At 66.6% G+C, this 23,391-nt stretch carries 25 protein-coding genes, 1 tRNA gene and 1 other RNA gene; 13 read left to right on the top strand and 14 right to left on the bottom strand.

The genetic code is table 11. The features are described 5' to 3' along the window. Positions 1–19 precede the first annotated feature (19 nt). Positions 20–433, bottom strand: coding sequence for an NUDIX hydrolase (locus tag GOALK_RS20895; protein ID WP_006360835.1), 414 nt, complete (start codon positions 431–433; stop codon positions 20–22). Between the two features lie 153 nt (positions 434–586). Here GOALK_RS20895 and GOALK_RS20890 point away from each other — a divergent pair, with 153 nt between their 5' ends. Continuing rightward, positions 587–1,645, top strand: a complete 1,059-nt coding sequence (locus GOALK_RS20890) for an N-acetylmuramoyl-L-alanine amidase (protein WP_050918776.1) — start codon at positions 587–589, stop codon at positions 1,643–1,645. A 29-nt stretch (positions 1,646–1,674) separates the two neighbouring features. On the opposite strand, the gene GOALK_RS20885 is transcribed toward GOALK_RS20890, so the two are convergent. Next, entirely contained in the window at positions 1,675–2,238 is a 564-nt protein-coding gene (locus tag GOALK_RS20885; RefSeq protein ID WP_006360833.1) for a TetR/AcrR family transcriptional regulator, read from the bottom strand. A gap of 82 nt (positions 2,239–2,320) precedes the next feature. On the opposite strand from GOALK_RS20885, the gene GOALK_RS20880 reads away from it, so the two are divergent. After that, positions 2,321–2,773, top strand: a complete 453-nt coding sequence (locus GOALK_RS20880) for an anthrone oxygenase family protein (protein WP_006360832.1) — start codon at positions 2,321–2,323, stop codon at positions 2,771–2,773. Between the two features lie 51 nt (positions 2,774–2,824). On the opposite strand, the gene GOALK_RS20875 is transcribed toward GOALK_RS20880, so the two are convergent. The 7 genes from GOALK_RS20875 to GOALK_RS20835 all read right to left on the bottom strand — a co-directional run bounded on the left by GOALK_RS20875 (position 2,825) and on the right by GOALK_RS20835 (position 9,274). Continuing rightward, positions 2,825–3,520: a hypothetical protein gene (locus GOALK_RS20875; protein ID WP_006360831.1), complete on the bottom strand. Its 696-nt coding sequence runs from the start codon at positions 3,518–3,520 to the stop codon at positions 2,825–2,827. Next, positions 3,517–4,152 carry a hypothetical protein gene (locus GOALK_RS20870; RefSeq protein ID WP_040004401.1) on the bottom strand — a complete coding sequence of 212 codons (636 nt, stop codon included), beginning with the start codon at positions 4,150–4,152 and terminating at the stop codon, positions 3,517–3,519. Before GOALK_RS20870 ends, GOALK_RS20875 begins: the two co-directional genes overlap by 4 nt. Next, complete coding sequence (locus tag GOALK_RS20865; RefSeq protein WP_006360829.1) at positions 4,149–4,952, bottom strand: ABC transporter ATP-binding protein; 804 nt, start codon at positions 4,950–4,952, stop codon at positions 4,149–4,151. Before GOALK_RS20865 ends, GOALK_RS20870 begins: the two co-directional genes overlap by 4 nt. Continuing rightward, the gene (locus tag GOALK_RS20860) at positions 4,945–6,009 is read right to left on the bottom strand and encodes a FecCD family ABC transporter permease (RefSeq protein WP_005198472.1); all 1,065 of its coding nucleotides are present in this window, start codon (positions 6,007–6,009) and stop codon (positions 4,945–4,947) included. Before GOALK_RS20860 ends, GOALK_RS20865 begins: the two co-directional genes overlap by 8 nt. After that, positions 5,990–7,147: an ABC transporter substrate-binding protein gene (locus GOALK_RS20855; protein WP_050918774.1), complete on the bottom strand. Its 1,158-nt coding sequence runs from the start codon at positions 7,145–7,147 to the stop codon at positions 5,990–5,992. Before GOALK_RS20855 ends, GOALK_RS20860 begins: the two co-directional genes overlap by 20 nt. A gap of 1,196 nt (positions 7,148–8,343) precedes the next feature. Further along, a tRNA-Ala gene (locus GOALK_RS20840) sits at positions 8,344–8,416 on the bottom strand. Between the two features lie 111 nt (positions 8,417–8,527). Then, positions 8,528–9,274: a DsbA family protein gene (locus tag GOALK_RS20835; protein WP_040004399.1), complete on the bottom strand. Its 747-nt coding sequence runs from the start codon at positions 9,272–9,274 to the stop codon at positions 8,528–8,530. Between the two features lie 207 nt (positions 9,275–9,481). On the opposite strand from GOALK_RS20835, the gene GOALK_RS20830 reads away from it, so the two are divergent. Then, complete coding sequence (locus tag GOALK_RS20830; protein ID WP_035751337.1) at positions 9,482–10,180, top strand: VIT1/CCC1 transporter family protein; 699 nt, start codon at positions 9,482–9,484, stop codon at positions 10,178–10,180. Here GOALK_RS20830 and pgm read toward each other — a convergent pair whose 3' ends face one another. After that, on the bottom strand, positions 10,181–11,824 hold the full coding sequence (gene pgm / locus GOALK_RS20825; RefSeq protein WP_040004398.1) for a phosphoglucomutase (alpha-D-glucose-1,6-bisphosphate-dependent): 1,644 nt from the start codon (positions 11,822–11,824) through the stop codon (positions 10,181–10,183). It abuts the gene before it with no gap. Between the two features lie 143 nt (positions 11,825–11,967). Between pgm and GOALK_RS20820 the strand changes: the two genes are divergently transcribed. Together GOALK_RS20820 and GOALK_RS20815 are read left to right on the top strand one after the other, a co-directional pair. Continuing rightward, complete coding sequence (locus GOALK_RS20820; protein WP_040004397.1) at positions 11,968–12,618, top strand: alpha/beta fold hydrolase; 651 nt, start codon at positions 11,968–11,970, stop codon at positions 12,616–12,618. Between the two features lie 58 nt (positions 12,619–12,676). Next, positions 12,677–13,183: a hypothetical protein gene (locus tag GOALK_RS20815; protein ID WP_006360821.1), complete on the top strand. Its 507-nt coding sequence runs from the start codon at positions 12,677–12,679 to the stop codon at positions 13,181–13,183. Between the two features lie 24 nt (positions 13,184–13,207). Here GOALK_RS20815 and GOALK_RS20810 read toward each other — a convergent pair whose 3' ends face one another. Continuing rightward, positions 13,208–14,992, bottom strand: a complete 1,785-nt coding sequence (locus GOALK_RS20810) for a long-chain-acyl-CoA synthetase (protein WP_006360820.1) — start codon at positions 14,990–14,992, stop codon at positions 13,208–13,210. A 141-nt stretch (positions 14,993–15,133) separates the two neighbouring features. On the opposite strand from GOALK_RS20810, the gene GOALK_RS20805 reads away from it, so the two are divergent. The 7 genes from GOALK_RS20805 (at position 15,134) to GOALK_RS23175 (ending at position 21,709) form a co-directional block, all read left to right on the top strand. After that, complete coding sequence (locus tag GOALK_RS20805; protein ID WP_006360819.1) at positions 15,134–16,375, top strand: CaiB/BaiF CoA transferase family protein; 1,242 nt, start codon at positions 15,134–15,136, stop codon at positions 16,373–16,375. 18 nt (positions 16,376–16,393) lie between these two features. Continuing rightward, positions 16,394–17,233, top strand: a complete 840-nt coding sequence (locus tag GOALK_RS20800) for an ABC transporter ATP-binding protein (protein WP_006360818.1) — start codon at positions 16,394–16,396, stop codon at positions 17,231–17,233. Then, positions 17,230–18,372: an ABC transporter permease gene (locus GOALK_RS20795; protein WP_006360817.1), complete on the top strand. Its 1,143-nt coding sequence runs from the start codon at positions 17,230–17,232 to the stop codon at positions 18,370–18,372. Before GOALK_RS20800 ends, GOALK_RS20795 begins: the two co-directional genes overlap by 4 nt. A 117-nt stretch (positions 18,373–18,489) precedes the next feature. After that, a complete protein-coding gene (locus tag GOALK_RS20790; protein WP_006360816.1) occupies positions 18,490–19,413 on the top strand; it encodes a metal ABC transporter substrate-binding protein in 924 nt (307 codons plus the stop codon). Further along, positions 19,410–20,183 (top strand): metal ABC transporter ATP-binding protein, encoded by a 774-nt coding sequence (locus GOALK_RS20785; RefSeq protein WP_006360815.1) that lies wholly within the window; start codon positions 19,410–19,412, stop codon positions 20,181–20,183. Before GOALK_RS20790 ends, GOALK_RS20785 begins: the two co-directional genes overlap by 4 nt. Then, positions 20,180–21,055: a metal ABC transporter permease gene (locus tag GOALK_RS20780; RefSeq protein ID WP_006360814.1), complete on the top strand. Its 876-nt coding sequence runs from the start codon at positions 20,180–20,182 to the stop codon at positions 21,053–21,055. The genes GOALK_RS20785 and GOALK_RS20780 overlap by 4 nt, the downstream gene beginning before the upstream one ends. A gap of 111 nt (positions 21,056–21,166) precedes the next feature. Continuing rightward, a complete protein-coding gene (locus GOALK_RS23175; RefSeq protein WP_006360813.1) occupies positions 21,167–21,709 on the top strand; it encodes a hypothetical protein in 543 nt (180 codons plus the stop codon). A 53-nt stretch (positions 21,710–21,762) separates the two neighbouring features. On the opposite strand, the gene ssrA is transcribed toward GOALK_RS23175, so the two are convergent. Together ssrA and GOALK_RS20765 are read right to left on the bottom strand one after the other, a co-directional pair. Next, positions 21,763–22,138: a transfer-messenger RNA gene (gene ssrA / locus GOALK_RS23645) on the bottom strand. 62 nt (positions 22,139–22,200) lie between these two features. Further along, positions 22,201–22,755 carry a TetR/AcrR family transcriptional regulator gene (locus tag GOALK_RS20765; RefSeq protein ID WP_006360812.1) on the bottom strand — a complete coding sequence of 185 codons (555 nt, stop codon included), beginning with the start codon at positions 22,753–22,755 and terminating at the stop codon, positions 22,201–22,203. A gap of 130 nt (positions 22,756–22,885) precedes the next feature. On the opposite strand from GOALK_RS20765, the gene GOALK_RS20760 reads away from it, so the two are divergent. Further along, on the top strand, positions 22,886–23,242 hold the full coding sequence (locus GOALK_RS20760) for a hypothetical protein (RefSeq protein WP_006360811.1): 357 nt from the start codon (positions 22,886–22,888) through the stop codon (positions 23,240–23,242). 19 nt (positions 23,243–23,261) lie between these two features. On the opposite strand, the gene GOALK_RS20755 is transcribed toward GOALK_RS20760, so the two are convergent. Further along, positions 23,262–23,391: SsrA-binding protein (locus GOALK_RS20755; protein ID WP_006360810.1), on the bottom strand; the 130-nt coding region annotated here is incomplete at its 5' end.

Here is a 23,391-nt window from a genome sequence, read left to right as displayed (position 1 = left end):
CTAGTTCGCGTATGCATCCTCACATCAGTTCAGGAAGTACACACTCGGTCAGCGGCGCGAGATCCGAGGGCAACACCGAGCCGTCGAGCGGCAGCCAGCGCAATTCGGCGATCTCGGCCGCGGGACTCAAGGCGCCCGCATCCCGATCCAGCGGCGTCGAGCAGACGAAGACCGCCGCCTCGACGTCGAATCCGTCCTCGTTGGCGGCGACGGCCCGATAGTCGCCGCGCGGCTGCAGCTGGGAGGGGTCGAGCTCGAGCTGGAGTTCCTCCCGGCACTCCCGGATCGCGGTCTGTAGCGCACTCTCGCCGGGTTCGGGCTTGCCCCCGGGGAACATGAATCGGGTGGTGCCGCGCTTACGCACGGTCACGACTGCGCCGGTGGAATCCCGAAGGACCACCGCACTCACCCGGATGACTGCTGACTCGACCACCCAGCCACTGTAGAGCCCGCGCCCGACCGGGGGCTGACCAGCGGTCGCGTCCGAGTCCCCGGACCGATCCAGACGTCGGCGTAGGCTCGAATCAACAGCGAAAATCATTGAAACGGTGGACTTTCGGAGAGTCGCGTCGAGGAGGTGACCCCGGTGGCATGGACCGGTGACCCGATCTGGCTGGCCGACGTGTTGCGTGCCGAGGGCCTGAAGGTGATCGAACACGCCGGCTGGCGCGGCCGCGGGCACGGGGACTTCCGCGACCTGCGCGGCGTGATGTGCCACCACACCGCAGGCGGCGGCCCTGACGACTGGCGGGTCGTGCAGAGCGGGAGGCCTGGCCTGCCGGGGCCTCTCGCGCAACTCGTCCTCGAGCGCGACGGCACGTTCCGGGTGATCGCCGTCGGGGTGGCGTGGCATGCGGGGGCCGGTTCCCATCCGGGCTGGCCGACCGACAACGCGAACTGGCATGTCATCGGGATCGAGGGCGTGAACAACGGCGTGGGTCAGGCCTGGCCGGCGGCGCAGATGGATGCCTACCGGCGTGGCTGTGCGGCGATCCTACGTCGGATCGGCCGACCCGCGTCGGATTGCGTCGGTCACAAGGAGTGGTCGTCGGAGGGCAAGATCGACCCGAACTTCGACATGGTGTCGTTCCGGGCCGAGGTCGCCCGCCTCATCACCGGCGGCCCACCGGTACCCGTGGAGAACGAGATCGACGCCGAAGCCGTCGTTGCCCGTGCCTGGATCGGCGCCCGGCTCACACATGGGGAGCTCCCGACCGCGGACGGCATCGGACGGTTCGCCCGGTTCGCCAACGGTTCCATCTACTGGCATCCCGATGTGCGGAACGGCGAGGCTACGGCCGTTCCGGCGCACCTGATGGAGACCCACGCGCAGTACGGCTACGAGACCGGATTCCTCGGCTACCCGACGCTGCGCCACACCGTCGTGCCCGGCGTCGGCGACATCCAGGCATTCGAAGGCGGAACCCTGTACCGCCGTTACGGGCACGACGGTTTCCCGGTGCGCGGTGTCATCGGCAGACGCTGGGCGGCGGAAGGCCACGAGACCGGACCCCTGGGCTGGCCGATATCCGACGAGTACGACAACGGCACCGGCGGACTCGCGCAGGACTTCCAGAAGGGGCGCCTGCAGTGGGACCCGTCCGGGGTGGTCAAAGAGATGGGTCGGCGCAGCGACGCCGTGTGATCACCAGACCGTCCAATGGGCATGTGAGACTAGCGCTTTGCGTACCGCACCGCCAGCTCTGCCACACGCGCCGCACGATTCTCGGCCCGCATACGACCGGCGCGTTCCAACAGGTGAATACCGTGTAGGGCGGCCCAGAACGTCTCCGTCGCGGCTCCGTGTGCGTCATCCCCGATGGCCTCGGCGAGGACGTCGAACCCCGCCCGCAGGTCCGCGGGCGTGTCAGCACTGGCGAATTCGGCGTCGATGGCCTGTTGAAACATGGCCTCGTAGACGGCGGGATGAGAACGCCCGAAGTCCAGATACGCGTTGGCGACCGACGCCACCGCCCCTCCGCCGTCACCTCCGCTCAGCGCCGCGCGACACCGTCGCGTGACCTCGACGAACCCCTCGAACGCGACGGCGAGCATGATCTCCGCCTTGCCTCCCGGGAAGTGCCCGTAGAGCACCGGCTGGGAGTACCCGATGGCCTCGGCGAGATGCCTCGTGGTCACGGCGGGCCATCCCTCGTCGTCGGCACGCCGACGCGCGGCCTCGAGAATCGAACGCCGCCGCTCCTCGTAGCGCTTCTGGCGCGGGGTCTGTTCGGCCATCGGCCCTCCTCCATTGCAAGCGGTCGCAACCAGGCCTAGTCTAGCAGTACTAGAAATTCTAGTGCCGCTAGAAGGAGCCGTCATGCCCACCGTTCTCTCAGTGATCACCACCGTCGTCGTCGGACTCATGGTCGGCGTCGAACTCTCGGTCGCCTTCGTGATCAATCCGATCACACTGGCTCTGCCCGCTCCGGCGTCGATGGCGGCCAGATCGCACGGGGCGCGCATGATGGGCCGGGCGATGCCGTTCTGGTACTTCGGCTCGCTGCTCCTCACCGGCGCGCTCGCCGCAATGACATGGGGAACGACGGCGTCGACCGCAGCACTCGTGGCAGCAGCTCTCCTGGCGGCCAGCGTGATCATGTCGATCACGTTGCTCGTACCGATCAACAACCGATCGGCGAGCTGGACCGTCGACTCCTATCCAGAAGACTGGCGCGAACAGACTCGACGCTGGGACAACCTCCACTACCTCAGGGTGGCGATCATCGTCGCGGCATTCGTCCTCGTCGCGGTTGCCGCGGTGTCCTTGTGAGTACCGGAACGAGTCATGGCCGGTGCTGGCGACCGAGACACTCCCCGACGATCAGCTGCCGGTGTTGTCCAGCCACCTCAAAAGCGAGTACAGGAACCGCGTCGAACCAGGCATGAAGTTGTTGCCGTGGTGGTACGTGGGGTCCATGGTGGTGGCAATGATCCGGCCCGGCGTGCTGACGGTGTCCTCGTAGAGGATCGCGCCCGCGTCGGCGCGTGCACCGGTCTCATCGGGCTCCTCCGCGACCACGAGCGGCACGACGTCGGCCTCGTTGTGCAGCAACCCGTGGTGATGCCAGATCACGGACTTGGTGGACAGGTACTCCCACGCCTCGTGCTCGGGGTTACGCGTACGGATCAACGGGTCCGAGCCCTCCAGCCACCACCAGAAGTTGGTCGGACGAGGACTCCACGAGACGCCCGGAAGCCAGGTGTGGGCGGCGTTCTCACCGAGCACGACGAGCGTTCCGCCACGCTGAGGTACCGCGAGGAGCTGCGCGGTGTGCTTGCGAACGAGTTCGGGATGAAGCCGGTCGGCGAGCACGACGGTGTCGAACGCGTCGAGATCCCCGTCGGCGAGATCACCGAGGTAGACGAACTCGGGCTGATGCGCGATCACCGCCGGGTCCTTCAGCGTCTGCAGATGGAAGTGCGAGCCGCCGTGGACGAACGCCAGGCGCCGGCGCGAGCGCGGCGCGCGGTCGGTGCGGGCGAAGGGTTCGGCGACGGGATCGGTGGTCGTGGTCATACCTGGGCCTCCTGCTGGGCGAGCCACGTGAGCAGCTGAGGAAAGATTCGTGCGGAGGTGTTCGGGTCCTCCTGGTAGACACCGACATCGAGGCCACCGTGGACGAGCACCTGGCCGGCGCCGAGCGGATACACGTAGTCGACCGGAAGTGCGTTGCGGCCGATGCGGTTTGCCACCACCGCCCCCTCCGGCAGCTTGTCACTGTAGCCACGGGCATAGAAGCCGGACACCCCGCGTCGGAAGCTGACGTCGACCGGATCGACTCCCTCCCACACGGGATGCGCGTCGCCGGAGACGATCGCGAGGTCCTTGGGGCCGAAGTACTGCAGCTTGCGCCACTTGCCGAGGCCGGGCAGGAAACGGGACAGGGGATGCCCCATGATCGCGACCCGGCCACCGGCGGTGACGAACTCGGCGAGCAGGTCGCGACGTCGTTCGAGGAAGATCTGGTCGCAGTTGCCGTTGACCAGCAGCCCGCGGACGGTGGTCAGATCCACTTCGTCGAGCGAGTACAGGTCGACGGGCGTGACCTGAGCCGAGACGTCGGTGGCGCCGAACATGCCGGCGTTCGATCCCATGGTCAGATGCAGAACAGGTGGAAGTGACTGCGGCGCAGTCGGTTCGGTACTCATCGAGATACTTTCTGTAGGGAGGGCGCCGCGGGGGCTGTATCCGCGAACGTGTCATATCGGGTGTAGAGAACGGTGCGGGGGCCGCCGCGGTCGTCGACGGTCGTACTCACCACGTCGATTCCGTACAGCTCGCTGAGCACATCGTCGGTGACGAGTTCCGGAACGGACCCTACGCGGATGTCGTCGACCGAACGCATCACCACGGCGCGCCCGCCGAGGTGTAGGACGTGATCGGGGTGATGGGTGGTGAGCAGGATGCCCATCCCCTCGGTCGCCAGATTCCGCAGTAGCTCGAGCACGCGGGCCTGGTTCCGTAGGTCCAGGGCCGAGACCGGTTCGTCGAGGATCAGGAAGTTGCAGTCGGACACCAGCGCTCGTGCGATCAGCACGAGCTGGCGCTGGCCGCCGGACAGTTCCGCGAAGCTGCGCGTCGCCAGTTCGGCGATCCCGACCCGCTCGAGGATCTCGCGGGTGCGTGCGGCGTCGGCACGGCTGGGGGTGGCGAACGCCGACACCTTCTTGGCCCGCCCCATCAGGACCATGTCGAACACCGAGTAGGCGAAGTTCGACGCACTCGCTTGCGGGACATAACCGATCGCGGCGTCGTGGGTGACCGTGCCCTCGGACAACCGCGTCAAGCCGGCGATACAGCGCAGCAGCGTGGTCTTGCCCTGCCCGTTGGGGCCGAGGATGGAGGTGATGCCTCCGTCGATGCGCAGGTTGGCGTTCCGGAACACCCAGTCGCAGCGCGGGTAATGGAAGCCGGCGTTCCGTAATTCCAGGGCGCTGTGGTCAGCCATCGATGAACGCCTGTCTGCGCGAGTTGCTCAGGAGCAGAACGAAGACCGGGGCACCGATGATCGCGGTGAGGATACCGAGCGGGATCTCCCCGGCACTGATGGTGCGCGACAAGGTATCGATGATCGTCAGGTATGCGGCACCGAGGACGAACGTCGTGGGCATCGAGATCCGGTGGTCGGGTCCGACCCACAGCCGGGCCATGTGCGGGACGACCAGGCCGACCCAGCCGATCACCCCCGATACCGCCACGGCACCGGCGGTCATGAACGCCACCATCGTCAGCAACACCGCGCGCAGCCGTCCCGGGTTCAGTCCGAGCGCGGTCGCGTCGTCGTCGCCGAGCGAGAGGATGTTGATCCGCCAGCGCAGCCCGATCAGCACCGTTGTGCCGATGAGGATGGGGATGGCGGCGATCAGCACCTTCCCCATGTCGGCCGTGGCCAGAGAACCCATGAGCCAGAACACGATCGACGGCAGCGTCGTGTACGGGTCGGCGACGTAGGTGATGAACGAGACCAGCGCCGAGAAGAAGGCGCTCGTGACCACACCGCCGAGCACGATGGTGAGGATCGGCCCGCCCGCCCGCGTGCGCCCGATCAGCAGGACCATGCCGAGCGCAACCAGACCGAACAGGAACGCCCCACCGACGAGGAAAGCCGATCCGAGCCCGAAGATGAGCGCGAGGACACCGCCGAACGACGCCCCGGAGGACACCCCGAGGATCTGCGGGCTCACCAGCGGATTGCGGAACGCCGCCTGTAGTGCCGCGCCGCCCAGGGCCAGCCCACCACCGACGAGCATGGCGAGCAGGACGCGCGGAAGTCGCACGCCCAGAACCACGTTGGTCTCCGCCTCGGTCCAGGTGCGGGGCAACGCGATCACCTCGTTGACGAGGATGCGGGCGACCTCGTTGACCGGAACGGTGTAGCGACCCACCGACAGCGAGATCAGGCCCACCGCAACGATGCCGATGGTCAGGACCAGCGGCACCACGATGCGCGTCGACGCACGTGTCTTCTCGGGCTCGACGACGAGCTCAGGCGCGGAAGTCGTCATAGTCCGCGCTGCCCGCGTTGACCGGCATGTGCAGGATTCGATCGATGTCGGCGTCGGTCACGTCGTATGCGTACAGCGTCCGGTAGGTCTCGCGGATGCGCCCGCGCAGTTGGTGGTCGACGTCCGGGAAGAAGACCGAGTTGGTCCACATCCACATCAGGTTGGACTCGTAGCACGGCGGGTCCCAGGAGAAACCGCCGAGCGGGGCCTTGTAGACCCGCTTGTTCTTCACCGCCGACAACGACGACCAGCGGGGATCAGCGTAGATGTCGGCGGGTGTCGTCGGTTCGAAGTTGCCGAGGATCACGATCTCGGGATCCCAACCCAGGATCTGCTCACGGGTGACACCGAAGCTCGAACCCTTACCCGCACCCGAGGCAACGTTCTTGCCGCCGGCCAGCTTGATCCAGAAGTCCATGTAGCTGTTGTCGGCGCCGACCTTGAGGTCAGGCGCGTTGTACATGTACATGACGCGCGGAGCCGCCGAGGCATGGGCTGCGGCTGCCTTCTCGACGGTCTTGCGGTCGGCGGCCATCGTCGCGAGGACCGCGTCGGCCTCCGATTTCTTGCCGAGTAATTCCCCGAAGATCGAGATCCACGCCTCGAGATCCTCCTGGGTGCCGTACTTGAGCAGCAGCACCTTCAGTCCGGCGTTACGCAGCGGCGCGACGATGTCGTCGCCTTTGTCGCCCCACTGGATCACGACGTCGGGGTTGAGGCTCAGGATGTGCTCGACGTTCGGCACGAAGTCGTTGCCGGCGACCACCGGGGTGTCGAGGAACGCCGGGAACATCGTGCCCAGCATGCCCTTGGAGGCCATCGAGATCGCGACCTCGTTCACGCCGACGTTGCGGGCGGTGGACTGGTCCGAACCGATGATCATCGACGGAACCGGGATGATCGTCGACGCGATACGGCCGACCGGGGTGTCGAAGGTGACCGTGTTCTGATACTGGTCGACGACGGTGATCGGACCGCCCGCGGCGCCGGTGCCGGCGGTCTCGGAGACGGCTTCGCGGCTCGAGCACGCGGTGACACCCAGGGCGCCCAGGGCAAGCGCGGCAACCCCCATCGAACGCATGAGGTCGCGGCGCGACAAGTTCGCGGCAGGGGTGGACGGACGGGGGCGGGCAGCCATCTGGACTCCAGGACAAGCAGGCGGCGACGCGATGCGCTGCTCAGCGCTCAGGCGTCATCGGAACGGACATCTTCGACAATTAGGGAAGCTTATACTAAGCAAGGTTAGCCTTGGGTTGGCAGCCAATTCTGTGCCGATGTTCTGCGGCACGGAAATGGCTGACCCCGCGCAGACCTGGTGAGCACGAGGACATCTGGTGGTCGTCGGACCCATCGGGGTGCGGATCGACCCGACCCGAGGAACGACAACAGGCCCGGATACGACGAAAGGCGGGCCAGACTCGAAAGTCTGACCCGCCTTACGGGAGTGGAGCTAAGCTCGGCGAAACACGGGATATGCGCTGATGAATCCAGATACCGCCGACCCCACGTCCCAGTGCTCGAGCCTCCACCCCTGCGCCTCGATGGCGGAGATGGCCGGGGCGAAATTCGAGGCGTTAGGTATCTCGGGCACGAAGCACGTGTCTCCGTTCTGCCGGGCTTTGGCGGCAGCCAGTGACAGTTTCTCGATCGGACTCTTGAACATTTCGGAAACGTAGCACCCTCACGGAGCGTCCGACCGTGTCGTAGGAGCGGTCGGTAGACGCGGATGCGCGAGGTCATGGAGATTGATTTGGACGTAGCCGCGGCGTCGATGGTTCCATGACCGGGTGACCGATCGTGACGCCCGGCACGCGAGCGAGGGGTTGCCTACTCTCTGCTTCATGAGAACCGGTTGGCACCTCCACTGGCAGGGCGGGAATCTATGGCTCCTGCGCCCCCGTGTAGACCTCGCTACTGGTCATCGTCGAACAGGAGTCTCTTCACGTCGGCACGGTCGGCGGAACGCCACTTCCGTGGCCTCCTGTCCACCTTCAGCTCTCAGCGGAGCTCGAGCATGACATCGGTCTGCTCTCGACCGTCGAGAGAGAGCACATCGAAACCGATCGCCGCTGGAGTCGCAGTCTGTGACATGTAGTACGTGGATGCCACCCGGCCAGCATCGCCCGGCCGCGCGATCCGCACGCGGTCGCCGACTTTGAACTCGGGTCGGTGCACGGAACGGGGAGGCATGAACCCAGCCATGCTGGGCTTTCATGCCGTCGGCAGCGATCTCGGCAGTGGTAGGACATAGTAAGGACACATCGCCTCGCTCCGAGATCGGCCAGGACATAAAGAAACCCGCTCCGACCGAGGTCAGAGCGGGTTTCTCAACGGTGGAGCTAAGGGGACTCGAACCCCTGACCCCCACACTGCCAGTGTGGTGCGCTACCAGCTGCGCCATAGCCCCGTATTTTGTTGTTCCGCCCTGTTCAAGGGCACTAGGAAAGTTACACCACTGCCACGACAGCAACCAAATCCGCAGGAACCGGGTCCTATCAAGGACCCGGTCCCTCCCGGATCAGGACTTGCCGGCGAGGATCCCGTCGAGCCAACCGGAGCCGTCGAGCAGTCCTTCGACGGGCTTGCCGTCGTGGAGCACGCTCGGGGTGCCCACCTGGCCGGCAGCCTTCTTGAGTTCATCGCTCGACGTGGCGGCGTTCTGCTGCGCCTGCGCCACCTTCTCGTTGTCGGTGATGCATTTGGCGGTCGCCGGCGTCGCGCCCTGCTCGGTCGCGAGGCGGGCGAGTTCAGGGCTGGTGATGTTGCCGGTGCCGTCCTCGGCCGGCTGAGCCGCAAACAGCGCGCTGTGGAACCGGAGGAACAAGTCGGTGTTCTGCTCCTGCGCCACACACGTCAGCGCGCCCGCGGCGCGGGAGCTGTAGTCACCGGTCGCCGACTTCGAGTCCAGGAAGTTGAGCGTGTGGTAGCGAACCCGGAGCTTGCCCTCGTTGACGGCAGCGGTGATCGCGGGTCCCGACTGCTGCTCGAAGAGCTTGCACACCGGGCACAGCGGATCCTCGAAGACATCGATCAGCGGCGCATTCTCCGGTCCGACGATCATCGTCGAACTCGAGGCGAGCGCGGACTGGTCTGCCGTGCCCTTGTCGCGGCCGCTCCACCAGATGCCACCGATGACCAGACCCGCGATCACCAGGATGGCGATCCCCCCGAGGACGTAGGTCATCGTGCTCGACGGCGCGCTCGGCTGATACTTCGACGTGGTGGCACGGGGCACGGAGGCTCCCGACTTACGCTTTTCGCTCACGTAACGACAATATCCGCGCAGCGCTGATAAACGGCTGAGTAGCTGCACCGAACCGGCACCGATTGCGTGCCGTGTCGATGGGGACTTTTTCATGCGACTACTCGCTAAGCCCGCCACCTGCTCGATCAGCAGGATGAGGCTCGCCCAGCGCACCGGTACATGCGTCGTTACGCTCGCCGGGTGACCAACAGCGAGGTCGACGAGGAAATGAACCCGATCAGCCATGAGCATCCGGACGTCTCGGGCGGCCGGGTGCGCGCGGCGACATTCGGCGCGATGGACGGGTTGGTCACCAACATCAGCCTCGTCGCCGGCGTCGGAGGGGCGGGGGCCAGTGCGCACACGATCGTCCTGTCGGGTGTCGCCGGGCTGATCGCGGGCGCGTTCTCGATGGCCCTCGGCGAGTTCACCTCGGTGTCGACGCAGAACGAGCAACTCGACGCCGAGGTGGATGTCGAGCGCTCCGAGATCGCGAAGAATCCCCGTGGGGAACTCAACGAACTCGTCGAGATGTTCACCGAGATGGGTATGACCGAGGAGACCGCGACCACCGCGGCGCACGAGATCCATCGGGACCCCGAGGGTGCGGTCGACGTCCACATCACCCAGGAACTCGGCGTCGCCCCGTCGGACAAGCCGTCGCCGTGGGTGGCAGCGATCTCGTCGTTCGTGATGTTCGGCATCGGCGGCGTCGTCCCGCTGATCCCCTACCTGCTCGGGTTCTCCTCATTGATCCTCGGCCTGTCGGTCGGAGCCGTCGGCCTGCTCATCGCCGGAGGCGTCGCCGCCTACGTCACCCGCCATCCGATCGTCCGCGGCGCGCTGCGACAGCTCTGCTTCGGCGTGATCGCCGCCGGCGCCACCTATCTGGTGGGCCTGGCGATCGGCGTTCCCGCTGGCGGCTGATCAGCTCCCGAGCGCGGTGTCGACGACCTGCTGCGCCTCCTTCTGCACCTGCGCGAGATGCTCAGGGCCCTTGAAGGATTCGGCGTAGATCTTGTAGACATCCTCGGTTCCAGACGGCCGGGCGGCGAACCACGCATTCTCGGTGGTGACCTTCAGACCGCCGATCGCCGCCCCGTTGCCGGGCGCGGTCGTCATGATCGCGGAGATCGGTTCACCGGCGAGTTCGGTGGCCTTGACCTGCTCCGGCGACAGCTTCGACAGCACAGCCTTCTGCTCGCGCGAGGCGGGCGCGTCGATACGGGCATACGAGGTCTCCCCGTACTGCTCGGCGAGTTCGGCGTACCGCTGCGACGGCGTCTTTCCGGTGACGGCCAGGATCTCCGAGGCGAGCAGCGCCATGATGATGCCGTCCTTGTCGGTCGACCACGGCGTGCCGTCGAACATGAGGAACGACGCCCCGGCGCTCTCCTCGCCACCGAAGGCGACGCGTCCGGAGAGCAGTCCGTCGACGAACCACTTGAAACCGACGGGCACCTCCAGCAGCGGCCGCCCGATCCCGGTGACCACCCGGTCGATCAGCGACGACGACACCAGCGTCTTGCCGACCGCCGCCTGCTCCGACCACTGCGGACGATGCGTGAACAGGTAGTCGATGGCCACCGCGAGGTAGTGGTTCGGATTCATCAGGCCGGCGTCGGGCGTGACGATCCCGTGGCGGTCGGAGTCGGCGTCGTTGCCGGTCGCGATGTCGAAGGAGTCGCGCGCGGAGATCAGCGACGCCATCGCGTTCGCCGACGAGCAGTCCATCCGGATCTTGCCGTCGGTGTCGAGCGTCATGAAAGAGAACGTCGGGTCGACGGTCGGATTGACGACGGTGAGGTGTTCGAGGTTGTAACGCAGCCCGAGGTGGGCCCAGTACCCGACCGACGCACCACCGAGCGGATCGGCACCGATGTGGATGTCGGCATCACGGATTGCTTTCATGTCGACGACGTCGCCGAGGCCTTCGATGTAGTCGAGCAGGAACGAATAGTCCTGGACGTATTCGCTGGATCGGGCCCGTTCGAAGGGGATCCGCTTGACGCCGTCGAGTTTCGCCGCGAGCAGGTCGTTGGCGCGGGCGGCGATGACCGACGTGATGGAGGTGTCGGCCGGACCTCCGGTCGGTGGGTTGTACTTGAACCCACCGTCGCGGGGCGGGTTGTGCGACGGCGTCACCACGATGCCGTCGGCGAGCACGCCGGGGTTGTCCTTGTTGAACGTCAGGATGGCCCGACTGACCGCGGGCGTCGGGGTGAACGAGTCGTCCTCGGCGGTCAGCACCGACACCTCGTTGGCCGCGAGAACCTCGAGCGCGGTCCGCCACGCCGGTATCGACAAAGCGTGAGTATCGAAACCGATGAACAGCGGACCCGTGATTCCGGCGCCGCGCCGGTATTCGACGATGGCCTGCGTCGTTGCGAGAATGTGCGCCTCGTTGAATGCGGTGTCGAAACTCGAACCCCGATGACCGGAGGTCCCGAACACGACCTGCTGCAACGGGTCCGACGGATCTGGGACGTTGTCGTAATAGGCACGCTCGAGTGCCTCCACGTCGACGAGGTCTTCGGGCAGGGCCAATGTTCCAGCGCGGGAATGTGCCATATCGGCGATTCTGCCATCAAGATCGGAATTCGCCCGTGCGACGACACCAATTAGCGAGTCTCACAGACCGGTCCATATTCCATCCGGAATCGAATCGCTAGGGTGAAACGATCGTCGACGTGCCGTTGGAGGCCTGCCAGACCATGTTGAATCCCGGTCCACTGCGACTGCTCTCCCCCGGCCTGTTCTCGACCCGGCGTGACCCGGCCGGCCTTCTCGTCCTGGTGCTGCCCGGCGGCACCGACGACAGTCGCAAGCCGTTCAGTCCGTGGCAGGGGTCGGCGTTGCGCATGTACCCGTTCACATGGTCGCTGCGGTTCCGCTACCGACGGACGGTGCGTGTGCACCAGGTGCGGTACCGCGTCTACGGCTGGAACGGCGACGAGAGCAGCCCGATGCTCCCGGCCCGCGCCACCCTCGACGAGATGTGCCGACGCCACCCCGGCGTACCGGTCGTGGCGATCGGCCACTCGATGGGCGGCCGGGTCGCCGCGCAGCTGGCCGCCGACCGCCGGGTGATCGGCGTTCTCGCCCTTGCCCCCTGGTGGCAGCACGCCGACTGGCGACACATCCAGCCCGGTGCCCGCGTGGTTGCCGTCCACGGCGACGCCGACGAACGCACCTTCGCCACGCGCACCCGGAAGGGCATCGACGAGTTGTCCGCGCAGGGCGTCGACGCCGAGTTCGTCAATGTTCCCGACGGCGGCCACGCGATGCTCGATCACATCGGCCTCTGGCAGCGCAGCGCACTCGAGTTCGTCGGCGAGCGCCTGGCCGTTGTGCACCGTAAGTAGACTTCGCAGGCTGAAGTCTCCGGTCCCCGGCGGCCCGCACCACGAAGGAGTCCATCGCATGAGCGCGATCACCGTCACCGATCAGGGCACCCAGATCTCCTTCACCATCGACGACGTGACCCGATACCACGGTCCCGGCTTCCCGGGCGGCGTCGCGCACGCGTTCAAGGTCCTCGAGCGAGCTCTGCCACGACTCGGTGAACCCGGCTCGGTCGAGCGCCGTGACATCGTCGTGGCCACGGCACATACCGGGCCCGGTGTACGGGACACCTTCGAGATGGTCACCCGCGCGGTGACCGAGAACCGTTTCACCGTCGACTCCGCACTGGAGCGCAACGACCGCGGCGCGACGCTCGAGCGCTACGTCTTCGAACTGTCCTGTGGCGACCGGAAGGTCCGGCTGGAGATCCGCGAGGGGTTCGTGACCGATGAGTTCATCGCGCTGGCCCGGCAGGCAGAGCGCACCGCCGAGGAGGAGGCGCGCCTGACCTACCTCAAGCAGGAGATGGCGGATCGGCTCCTGGCCGCGCCGGCCGAGGCGGTCTACGACGTGGTGGACGGCTGACACCGCCCCCACGTCGGTCCCCGTTCACTCCTGTCGCCGAGCTCCGGACAGTTCCTCGACGAACTCCGGGTAGAACTCGACGTAGGTGTCGCCGGAGAGCACGTACATCGGGTCGTCACCGGTCTCGGAGTAGGCCTGCTTGCGAAGTTCGGTGCGCATGTTCTTGAAGGTCGACGTGTGCTCGAGCTGGTCGACGATCCGCACGAACAGCGGCACCGCGTAACTCGGCAGCCCCTTCCGGACGTGTGCGGCGAAGCCCGCGGCGTCGAACTCCTGACCATCGTGGAGGCTCACCGCCGCCATGCCGGCCTTGCCGTCGACGCCGGGCACCGGAACACCGAAGACGACGGCTTCCTCGACCGAGTCGTGCGCGTCCACCACGGCCTCGACCTCCGTGGTGGCGACGTTCTCACCCTTCCAGCGGAAGGTGTCACCGATGCGGTCGACGAATCCGATGTGGTGGAAGCCCTGGTCGCGGACGACGTCGCCACTGTTGAACCACTGGTCGCCCTTCTTGCGGGCATCGCGGACGATCTTCTTCTCGGTGGCCTTCGGGTCGGTGTAACCGTCGAAGGGGACGCGCGAGTTGATCTGCGCGAGAAGCAGTCCCGTGCCGCCCTTGCCGACCTTCTGCACCCGACCGTCGGGTCCGCGCAGCGGTTCGCCGGTCTCCTCGTCGTACTCGACGACGATGTACGGCAGCGGCGAGAAGCCCGCGGTCTTCGACAGCCCGAAGACGTTGACGAAGCCGATGTTGGCCTCGCTGGCCGCGTACAGCTCGACGATGCGGTCGATGCCGAAACGTCCGGTGAAGTCGTCCCAGATGTCGGGGCGCAGGCCGTTGCCGACGGCGAGCCGGACGCGGTGAGCGCGGTCCGTCGGCTTCGGCGGCTGTGCAAGGAGATACCGGCACAGCTCGCCGATGTAGCTGAACGCGGTGGCGTCGTTCTCGATGAGCTCGTCGAAGAAGCGGGACGCCGAGAACTGCTTGCCGATCGCGAGGCAGGCGCCGGAAGAGAGCACCGACGACAGCGAGATCGTGAGCGCGTTGTTGTGGTAGAAGGGCAGCGCCGTGTACATCACGTCGTCGCTGCGCAGACGGATACCGAGACCGCCGATACCGTTCATGGCCACCAGCCAGCGGTAGTGACTCAGCTTGCTGGCCTTCGGATATCCGGTGGTGCCGGAGGTGAAGATCAGGATCGCGGTCGACCCGACCTCGACGGATTCGGTGGCCTTCGGATTGACCGGCGAGCACGGCGCGACCAGCGACGGCAGCTTCTCGAAGGTGAATTCCTTTGCCGGACGGGAGCTCTGCGGCACCGAGTCGAGAGCCTCGACCAGATCTTCCTGGTACAGAACAACCTTGGCGTCGAGGAGCCCCAGGCTGTGCTCGAGCACCGCGCCGCGCTGGTGGAAGTTGATCATGCCGCAGATGGCGCCGATCTTGACGATGCCGAGCATCGCGATCACGACGTCAGGGTGGTTCTTCGACAGCACCGCCACCACGTCGCCCTTGCCGACGCCCTCTCGCGTCAGGAAGTCGGCGAGGCGGTTGGCCCGGGCGTTGGCCTCGCGGTAGCTGATCGACGAGCCCTCGAAGCGCAAGAAGTCGCGGTCGGGGTACTTGTCGACGGACTGCTGGAAACGCTTGCCGATCGACATCTTTGTCGTCGGCGGCTTGGGCAGCATCTCCGGCAGCACACGCAGAACGGCCCCGATGTCCTTGCGCAGCGATGCGACGCCCGCTGCCATGTCGGCGAGACGGATGTCGGGCAGGAGCCCGGTCCCCGAAGCGTGATCAACCATTCAAAGCCTCCCCAGTCTGTGTTCGACGACACACACCATAGCCGGAGATCCGCCACAATGGAACGCAAGGATCGATTCGTTCCAACCAAAAACCGACCCTTCGTCTTGGCGTTGCAGTTGTGACCGGCCACACTGTCTCCCATGACCGACAACACCGTTGCCGCGCCGAACCGGGCAGGAGCCCCGGCGGGCCCGCTCGAGGGCGTCACCGTGCTCGAGCTGGGCACCCTGATCGCGGGTCCGCATGCCGCCCGACTCCTCGGCGACATGGGCGCCGACATCATCAAGATCGAGCCGCCGGGCAAGCCCGACCCGATCCGCACCTGGGGCCAGGCGGAGGTCGACGGCCACCGCTTCTACTGGACGGTCCACGCCCGCAACAAGAAAGCGATCACCCTCGATCTGCGCTCCGACCGCGGTCGCGAGATCTTCCTCCGGCTCGCCGACCGCGCCGACGTCGTCATCGAGAACTTCCGCCCCGGCACCCTCGAACGGCTCGGCATCGGCCCGGACGTGCTGTCGGAGCGCAACCCCGGCCTCGTCATCGTGCGGGTGTCGGGTTACGGCCAGACCGGACCGGACTCGACGCGCGCCGGCTATGCGTCTGTCGCCGAAGCCGCAAGCGGTCTGAGGTATCTCAACGGTTACCCCGGGCAATTGCCTCCGCGACTGGCACTTTCGATCGGCGACACCCTCGCCGGCATGTTCGCCGCGCAGGGCGCACTCGCCGCTCTGTACCGCCGCACGGTGACCGGCAAGGGACAGGTCGTCGACGCGTCACTCATCGAATCCTGTGTTGCCGTGCAGGAGTCGGCGATCGCCGATTACGACGCGGGCGGCGTGGTGCGCGGACCGTCGGGTACGCGACTCGAAGGCATTGCGCCGTCGAACCTCTACCCCACCAGCGACGGCACGCACGTCATCATCGCGGCCAACCAGGACTCGGTGTTCGCCCGGCTCTGCCAGGCGATGGGCCGGCCCGAACTCGCCACCGACGAGCGGTTCGCCGACCACACCGCCCGCGGTCGCAACCAGGACGAACTCGATGTGATGATCGGCGAATGGTCGGAGCAGTACTCCGCCGAGAAACTCACCGAGGTCCTGAGCGCCGCGGGAGTCGTTGTGGGACCGGTCAACACGGTCGCCGAGGTGGTCGCCGACCCGCACCTGCGGGCGCGCGGCATGATCGCCGAGCACTATGACGAGGGTGCGCAGCGCACCGTCCTCGGCCCCGGCGTCGTCCCGCAGTTCAGCGATACGCCCGGCGGCATCCGAAATGCCGGCCCACCGACGCCCGGTTGCGACAACGAGGCCGTCTACGGCGAGATGCTGGGGTTGTCGTCAGCCGACCTGACCGAATTGCATGAGGGCGGGGTCATCTGACTCGACTATGGTCGGGGGATGTCATTGGTCGCGACCGGGCTCTCACGCACCTTCGGCCGGCACCTCGCTGTCGCCGACGCAGGCCTGGAACTCCGCCCCGGTCGGATCTGCGGCCTGGTCGGCCCCAACGGGGCCGGGAAGACCACGCTGCTCCTGCTCCTGGCCGGACTCCTCGCACCGGACGACGGCACCATCGTCATCGACGGGTCTCCGGCGTCGCCCGAGGACACCCGGCGACTCATCGGCTGGATGCCCGATGTCTTCGGCACGTGGGAGAGCCTCACCGCACACGAGATCCTGACGACTTTCGGCCGGCTGTACGGCTTGCGCACGGCTTCGGCACGTCAGCGGGCCGACGAACTGCTCGAACTGGTCCACCTGAGCGAGTTCGCCGCCCGGCCGGCGCACGAGTTGTCCCGAGGCCAGAAGCAGCGACTCGGCTTTGCCCGGGCACTGGTCCACAGCCCGCAATTCCTCCTCCTCGATGAACCGGCCTCCGGCATGGACCCGCGGTCGCGGATGGACCTACGCAGCCAACTCCGCCGACTCGCCGATGACGGGTGTGCGGTTCTGGTGTCGTCCCACATCCTTTCCGAACTCGACGAGATGGTCGACGACGTGGTCCTCATGACCGGCGGACGTACTCACCGACCGCCACCGGCCGCGGGCCACGTGTGGCGCATCAGGCTCGCCGGCCAGTCGATGTCCGACGCCGAGCAACGGCATTTCGATGACGAGCCCGCGGCCGCGGGATATCTGCGCGAGTTGATCCGCTCCGGGGCCGCGGTCGCGGAGTTCGCACCCACCTCGAGCGGTATCGAAGATGCCTATCTGGCCCTGGACCCGGAGCGCCGATGACGACCCCCCTTCTCGAACAGCCGACTCGACCCGAGACCCGCACGACCGCATTCACCACCTGGTGGCGGATGGTCTGGGTCATCGTCGAACTCGAACTACGCCAACGCCTGCGCACGACCCGGTGGAAGGCCATTCTCGCGATCGCATTCGCGGTGGTATCCCTGGTCGTGCTGGGATCCCTGTACTTGTCGGTGGTCGCATTCGGCGGCACGTACCGGGGGTGGTCATCGGCTCTGTACGAGATCCTCGTCGGGTTTCTGCTGTTTCTCGGCATCATCGTCGCTCCGACGTTGGCCGCGACGACGATCAACGGCGATCGCAAGGACGCCACGCTGGCCGTCGTCCAAGCCACGTCCATCACGAATTCGCAGCTGGCACTGGGGAAATTGATCGGAAGCTGGCTGGCGAGCCTGGCTTTCGTGGGAGTCGCGGCCCCGTATGTCATCTGGGGCATCGTCGAGTCGCCCAATGGAGTCGCACACGGTCTCGCGGGCGTGACGGTGCTGATCGTCCTCTTCGCCTGCTATGCGGGCATCGGACTCGGTTTCTCCGCGATGACGACGCGGCCCGCAGGGTCGGCGGTCCTCACCCAGGCGAGCGTGCTGTTCCTCATCCTGGGTCTACCCATCGTCTTCGGTCTGCTTTTCCCGGCAACGACACAGACGCATACGGTCATCCGGCCGAACACGACGTTCGTCGACAACCCTCCGCAGCCCCCGACGTCGACGTGTCGTGAGGTCCGCGAGGACCGCGAGTTCCACCATCACGAACACATCTGGTGGCTGTTGGCACCCAACCCGTTCTTCATCGTCGCCGATGCCGCCGCCCCTCAGCGCGACCCTCTCGACCGCGAGGCAGCATCCAGCGTCGCGTCGGAGATCTCGCAGGTCTTCTCCGCGGTGCGCGCGGGCCCCTACATCGGCTCGAGGTATTGCTCGGACACGACGTACACCTACCCAGCTGTCGACCCGGCCGATTACAGCGTCCGCGAGACGGCACACGAGACGTCGAAGGTCGGTGACTCGTGGTACTTCGGACTCACGTTCTACTTCGCCCTCGGAGGCATCGGATTCTGGGTGGCCGCACGACGATTGCGAGTCCCCGCGGGGAAACTGGCACGCGGGGTCCGGATCGCCTGAGCGCCAAGACTATTCCGCCGGCCGGGTAGCACCCGTGGTCGCGGGGACAGTGCCTTCTCGCAGACTTTCGGCCACCCTCGGCTGGAAAGTTCGGACGCCCGAAACTATAGTGTCGGCATGCCCAAGGTGCGCGCTCGTCGACTGCTGTCCGTCGGGGCGCTGATCGTCGCCCTGTGCACGGTCGTCTCGGGCTGCACCCTGTCCAGCCGGCTCCCCGACGAGAAGGTGGTGCTGACGACCTTCACCGTGCTCGCGGACATCGCGTCGAATGTCGCGGGTGACCGCCTCCGCGTCGAGTCGATCACCAAACCCGGCGCGGAGATCCATGGCTACGAGCCCACTCCAGGCGATGTACGACGCACCGCGACGGCCTCACTCGTCGTCGACAACGGGCTCAACCTCGAGGCCTGGTTCGGGCAGTTCGTCGACGGACTCGACGTCAAGCACGTCGTGGCCAGCGAGGGCATCGATCCGATCGACATCGCCTCGGATGCCTATGCGGGCAAACCGAATCCGCATGCGTGGATGAGTCCGGTGAATGTCGGCGTCTACGTCGACAACCTGGTCGACGCGTTCACCGACCTCGACCCGGAGGGCGCGGAGATCTTCGCGGCCAACGGCGCGGCGTACAAGCGGCAACTGCAGCAGGTGCAGACCGACCTGGTCGCGGCGTTGGACCGCCTGCCGCCCAACGAACGCGCACTGGTCACCTGCGAGGGCGCCTTCTCCTATCTCGCACGCGACGCCGGACTCACCGAGCGCTACATCTGGCCGGTCAACGCCGAGCAGCAGGCCACACCGCAGCAGGTCGCCGCGACCATCGACTTCGTCCGCACGAACCGGGTGCCTGCGGTGTTCTGCGAATCGACCGTGTCCGACGCCGCGATGCAGCAGGTGGTCGGGGCCACCGACGCCCGCTTCGGCGGCACCCTGTACGTCGACTCGCTCTCCGAGGCCGACGGCCCGGTGCCCACCTACCTCGATCTGATCCGCCACGACGCCCGGACCATCGTGTCGGGACTGACGGGAGACAACCGATGATCACCTCGCACGCCATCGAGGTCGACGACGTCACCGTGCGCTACGGCCGAATCCTCGCACTCGATCACGCCTCCGTACGCGTTCCGACCGGCCGCGTCTGCGCGCTCGTCGGCATGAACGGATCGGGAAAGTCGACGCTGTTCAAGACCATCGTCGGAGCGGTCACCCCGACCACCGGCTCAGTCACGCTCGCCGGCAAGAACCCGACAGCTGCCCGTAAGTCCGGCCTCGTCGGATACGTTCCGCAGTCCGAGGTCATCGACTGGTCGTTCCCGCTGTCGGTGCGCGACGTCGTGATGACCGGTCGCTACGGCCATCTCGGCTTCACCCGACGACCCAAGCGTGCCGACCACGACGCCGTCGACGAGGCTCTCGCCCGCGTCGAGCTCACCGAGTACGCCGACCGCCAGATCGGCCAGCTCTCCGGCGGCCAGCGCAAGCGCGCCTTCGTGGCCCGCGGCATCGCACAGGAGGCCTCGATCCTGCTTCTCGACGAGCCGTTCGCCGGCGTCGACAAACGCACCGAGGCCACGATCACCGCGTTGCTGCGCGAGCTCGCCGACTCCGGCGTGACGATCCTGGTCTCCACGCACGACCTCGCGGTCCTGCCGACCCTCGCCGACGAGGCGATCCTGCTGATGCGCCGGGTCGTCGCACAGGGCGATCCGACCGAGGTCATCACCACCGACAATCTGATCCGCGCGTTCGGACTCGACCCACTGGACCGAACCGAACAGACTCCCCGCGACCGGCAGGAGGAGGCGTCATGAGCATCGTCGACCACCTCCTCGACCCGTTCGCCTACGCCTTCATGACCCGGGCGCTGTGGGCCACGTTGATCGCATCGGTGGTGTGCGCGCTGTTGTCGTGCTGGCTGGTGCTCATCGGCTGGTCACTCATGGGTGACGCCGTCTCGCACGCGGTGCTGCCGGGTGTCGTGCTCGCCTACATCGTCGGAATCCCCTTCGCCATCGGGGCGGTCGTCTTCGGGTTCCTCGCGGTGGCGATGATCGGCGCGGTCCGCGACGGCGGCCGGGTGAAGGAGGACGCCGCGATCGGCATCGTCTTCACGACACTGTTCGCACTTGGCCTGGTTCTGATCTCGGTGACGCCGAGCCAGACAGACCTGAACCACATCATTTTCGGCAACCTGCTCGGCGTCTCGACGTCCGACCTGATCCAGATCGCCATCCTCGGTGCCATTGTCGCGGTGATCCTGCTGCTCAAGCGTCGCGACTTCACCCTTTACGCGTTCGACCCGACACACGCCTTCGCGATCGGCCTCAGCCCGAGGCTGTTGGGCGCGGCACTTCTCGCCCTGCTGGCTCTCACGGCCGTGACCGCGCTGCAGGTCGTCGGCATCGTGCTCGTCGTGGCGATGCTGATCATCCCCGGCGCCACCGCGCAGTTGCTCACCAACCGCTTCACCCGGATGCTCGTCATCGCGCCGACCACCTCGGCTCTGTGCGGTGTGATCGGCCTGTACGTGTCCTACTACCAGGACACCTCGCCCGGCGGGATGGTCGTTCTGGTGCAGGGGATCCTGTTCCTGCTCGTCTTCCTGTTCAGCCCGACCCACGGCGTCATCAGCAAGCGCCGTCGTCACCGCGAGAACGCCCTGGCCGACGCGGCCGCGGCCTGAGGACCGTTCCCAGCAGATGTACAGGTAAGCAACAGCGTCGCTCCAGACAGCGTGCGCATCATGGCGTTCACTTCCCGGGAAGAACCCGGTTTTTCCTTGAAGGAGAGAGCCATGAACACAACGCCGAACAACCCGACGCCCGAGGCGCCCGAACCGGGTCGCGCTCCCGATGCCCATGAAGACGCGGCGACGACCCCGGTCACGCCCGCCGACGACCAGCCGACCGAGCGGATGTCCGAGGCGCCCCCTGCCCCATCTACTCCGGCAGCCCCCGCAACCGCTGATTCCCCGACGATCACCGCGGCCAAGTCGAAGACACCGATCCTCGTCGCCGGCGGTCTGGGTGTGGCGATCATCGCCGGCGCACTCGGCTTCGGCGCCGGATACATCACCGGCGACACGACCTCGGACCACCACCCCGTCGGGGTCTCGCGCCACGGCGGCGACTGGCACCGCATGGACGGTCACGGCGGCCCGCCCCCGCGCTTCCGCGGCGGACCCGACGGGAACGGAATGCCCGGCCCGAATGGCCAAGGACGTCCAGACTTCCAGGGACCGCGCGGTCAGCAACCGGGTGGCGCTTCGACAGATGCACCGGGCGGCCAGACGCCAAGCCCGCAGCCGTCGGCCGGGCAGCAATCCCAGCCCAGCTGACCGATCGGGCCCCAACGCAAAGCGCCCCACCTGCGAACAGGTGGGGCGCTCTGCCGTGGAGCTGCCGGGAATTGAACCCGGGTCCTCCGTCGTGTTGGTAGGGCTTCTCCGTGTGCAGTCCGCTATGTCTCTACTTGGATCTCTCGGTCACGCGAACAAGCCGAGATGACGATCCCAGTCGCTGTTTGATTTTCCGACCTCGCCCGCGACCGGCGAGGACGGTGAGCCCCCTGAGATGATGCCGGCATCCGGATTCGGGAGCACAATCCGGGCCGACAGACTAGCCGTCGCTACTTAGGCAGCGAGGGCGTAGTCGCGCTGATTGGAATCGGCGCTTAATTGGTTGCTGCGACGCTTATACGGTGGTCTCCAGCCTGCACCGACACGCTTCCCCTACCTCGACGCACGTAGTCGAAACCGATCAGCCCCGAGGAGGTACCCACCGACCGAAGTCGGCGAGCACTTAAGTCTAACAAGTCGGACAGCGGACTTCATTCCCGTTTCGACCGCACGAGCACGATGGGGGCGTACATCTCGACGACGCGGTCCTCCCAGTCGTCACTGACACGCCCTGACCTCGCCTTCTCCGCCACAAGCGTCCCGACGATGCCGTCGATCAGGGTGTCGGGGTCCACAGTCGGTCCGACGAGGCCACGACGCTTGCCGTCGTCGACGACGGCCGCGAGATCAGCTCGGTGCTTCGCCAGCGCCGTGCGGAAGATCTCGGTGAACGCGGGGTCGGCGTCGGTGAGCAGCGCCGCCATCCCACCGAACCCGATACCGTCCGACACCATCGATGCCGCTTGCCGGGCCACCCAGCGGAGCCGCTGCTCCCCCGACAGCTCCTCGTCGATGGCCGGCGGCGTCCCCACGGCGACGAGCGCCGCGGTCAACATCTCGTCCCGGTTCCGATACCGCCGGTAGATGGTCGTGCGCGCGACGCCGGAATGTGCCGCGACCGCCTCGATCGTCACACCGGCCGGACCTTTCGCGCGCAGCAGTTCCAGCGCAGCCGTGATGATCTTCGAGCCGCTGTCAGCAGGCACCTGCAGACACCCTTCGTCGCCGTAATCGATGCATCAGGAATAGCACGGAGCACTCAGGTGCTACACATCGTGTAGCGCTACAGTGAGCGTAGCGCTACATAGGATGTATCGATCGTTTCGAGGAGGATGAATGCGCACCAATACCCAGCCGAAGTCCCACGGGTTCATCGGCTACCTGATCCTGCTGCTCGGGTTCGTCAGCATGGGGGTGTTTCTCTTGACTCTCGCCGGCCAGTTCGGCGGTTCCGCGTGGCCGTCCGGGACTGCGATGGTCGTACTGTTCGTACTCGCGGTTGCAGCGTTTCGTCTCCAGCTGGCGCAGGCCGCCGAGAGTCAACGAGGTGGCGACGTCCGGGTGTACACGGACCCGATGACGCCTCCCCTTTACCGCGCGCAGGTCGAGCGGTACGAGCGTACCTACCGGCGGAAAGGACATGCGGTGACGCCCGAACCCACCGAGGGCACCCGCCTGTACAAGGCCGCCTGAGCCGTCACGGCCCGGTCGGTCAACCCATTCCCTTCACGCGCCGGCCGACCTCACGCTCAACCTCACGCTGCGCGGTCCGCTTGGCGATGTCGTGACGCTTGTCGTGGGCCTGCTTACCGCGGGCCAGCGCCAGCTCGACCTTCACGCGT

Source organism: Gordonia alkanivorans NBRC 16433, from assembly GCF_000225505.1.
Classification (GTDB): domain Bacteria; phylum Actinomycetota; class Actinomycetes; order Mycobacteriales; family Mycobacteriaceae; genus Gordonia; species Gordonia alkanivorans.
This window is presented reverse-complemented; position numbering and strand designations above follow the sequence as displayed.

Bases quoted from the DNA above. Each gene is read 5' to 3' on its own strand.
- GOALK_RS20780 (WP_006360814.1), top strand. From the start codon at position 20,180: ATGAGCATCGTCGACCACCTCCTCGACCCGTTCGCCTACGCCTTCATG.
- GOALK_RS23175 (WP_006360813.1), top strand. From the start codon at position 21,167: ATGAACACAACGCCGAACAACCCGACGCCCGAGGCGCCCGAACCGGGT.
- GOALK_RS20885 (WP_006360833.1), bottom strand. From the start codon at position 2,238: ATGGCCGAACAGACCCCGCGCCAGAAGCGCTACGAGGAGCGGCGGCGT.
- GOALK_RS20875 (WP_006360831.1), bottom strand. From the start codon at position 3,520: ATGACCACGACCACCGATCCCGTCGCCGAACCCTTCGCCCGCACCGAC.
- GOALK_RS20860 (WP_005198472.1), bottom strand. From the start codon at position 6,009: ATGACGACTTCCGCGCCTGAGCTCGTCGTCGAGCCCGAGAAGACACGT.
- GOALK_RS20790 (WP_006360816.1), top strand. From the start codon at position 18,490: ATGCCCAAGGTGCGCGCTCGTCGACTGCTGTCCGTCGGGGCGCTGATC.
- GOALK_RS20880 (WP_006360832.1), top strand. From the start codon at position 2,321: ATGCCCACCGTTCTCTCAGTGATCACCACCGTCGTCGTCGGACTCATG.
- GOALK_RS20855 (WP_050918774.1), bottom strand. From the start codon at position 7,147: ATGGCTGCCCGCCCCCGTCCGTCCACCCCTGCCGCGAACTTGTCGCGC.
- GOALK_RS20815 (WP_006360821.1), top strand. From the start codon at position 12,677: ATGAGCGCGATCACCGTCACCGATCAGGGCACCCAGATCTCCTTCACC.
- GOALK_RS20870 (WP_040004401.1), bottom strand. From the start codon at position 4,152: ATGAGTACCGAACCGACTGCGCCGCAGTCACTTCCACCTGTTCTGCAT.
- GOALK_RS20795 (WP_006360817.1), top strand. From the start codon at position 17,230: ATGACGACCCCCCTTCTCGAACAGCCGACTCGACCCGAGACCCGCACG.
- GOALK_RS20820 (WP_040004397.1), top strand. From the start codon at position 11,968: ATGTTGAATCCCGGTCCACTGCGACTGCTCTCCCCCGGCCTGTTCTCG.
- GOALK_RS20810 (WP_006360820.1), bottom strand. From the start codon at position 14,992: ATGGTTGATCACGCTTCGGGGACCGGGCTCCTGCCCGACATCCGTCTC.
- GOALK_RS20760 (WP_006360811.1), top strand. From the start codon at position 22,886: ATGCGCACCAATACCCAGCCGAAGTCCCACGGGTTCATCGGCTACCTG.
- GOALK_RS20830 (WP_035751337.1), top strand. From the start codon at position 9,482: ATGAACCCGATCAGCCATGAGCATCCGGACGTCTCGGGCGGCCGGGTG.
- GOALK_RS20785 (WP_006360815.1), top strand. From the start codon at position 19,410: ATGATCACCTCGCACGCCATCGAGGTCGACGACGTCACCGTGCGCTAC.
- GOALK_RS20800 (WP_006360818.1), top strand. From the start codon at position 16,394: ATGTCATTGGTCGCGACCGGGCTCTCACGCACCTTCGGCCGGCACCTC.
- GOALK_RS20805 (WP_006360819.1), top strand. From the start codon at position 15,134: ATGACCGACAACACCGTTGCCGCGCCGAACCGGGCAGGAGCCCCGGCG.
- pgm (WP_040004398.1), bottom strand. From the start codon at position 11,824: ATGGCACATTCCCGCGCTGGAACATTGGCCCTGCCCGAAGACCTCGTC.
- GOALK_RS20865 (WP_006360829.1), bottom strand. From the start codon at position 4,952: ATGGCTGACCACAGCGCCCTGGAATTACGGAACGCCGGCTTCCATTAC.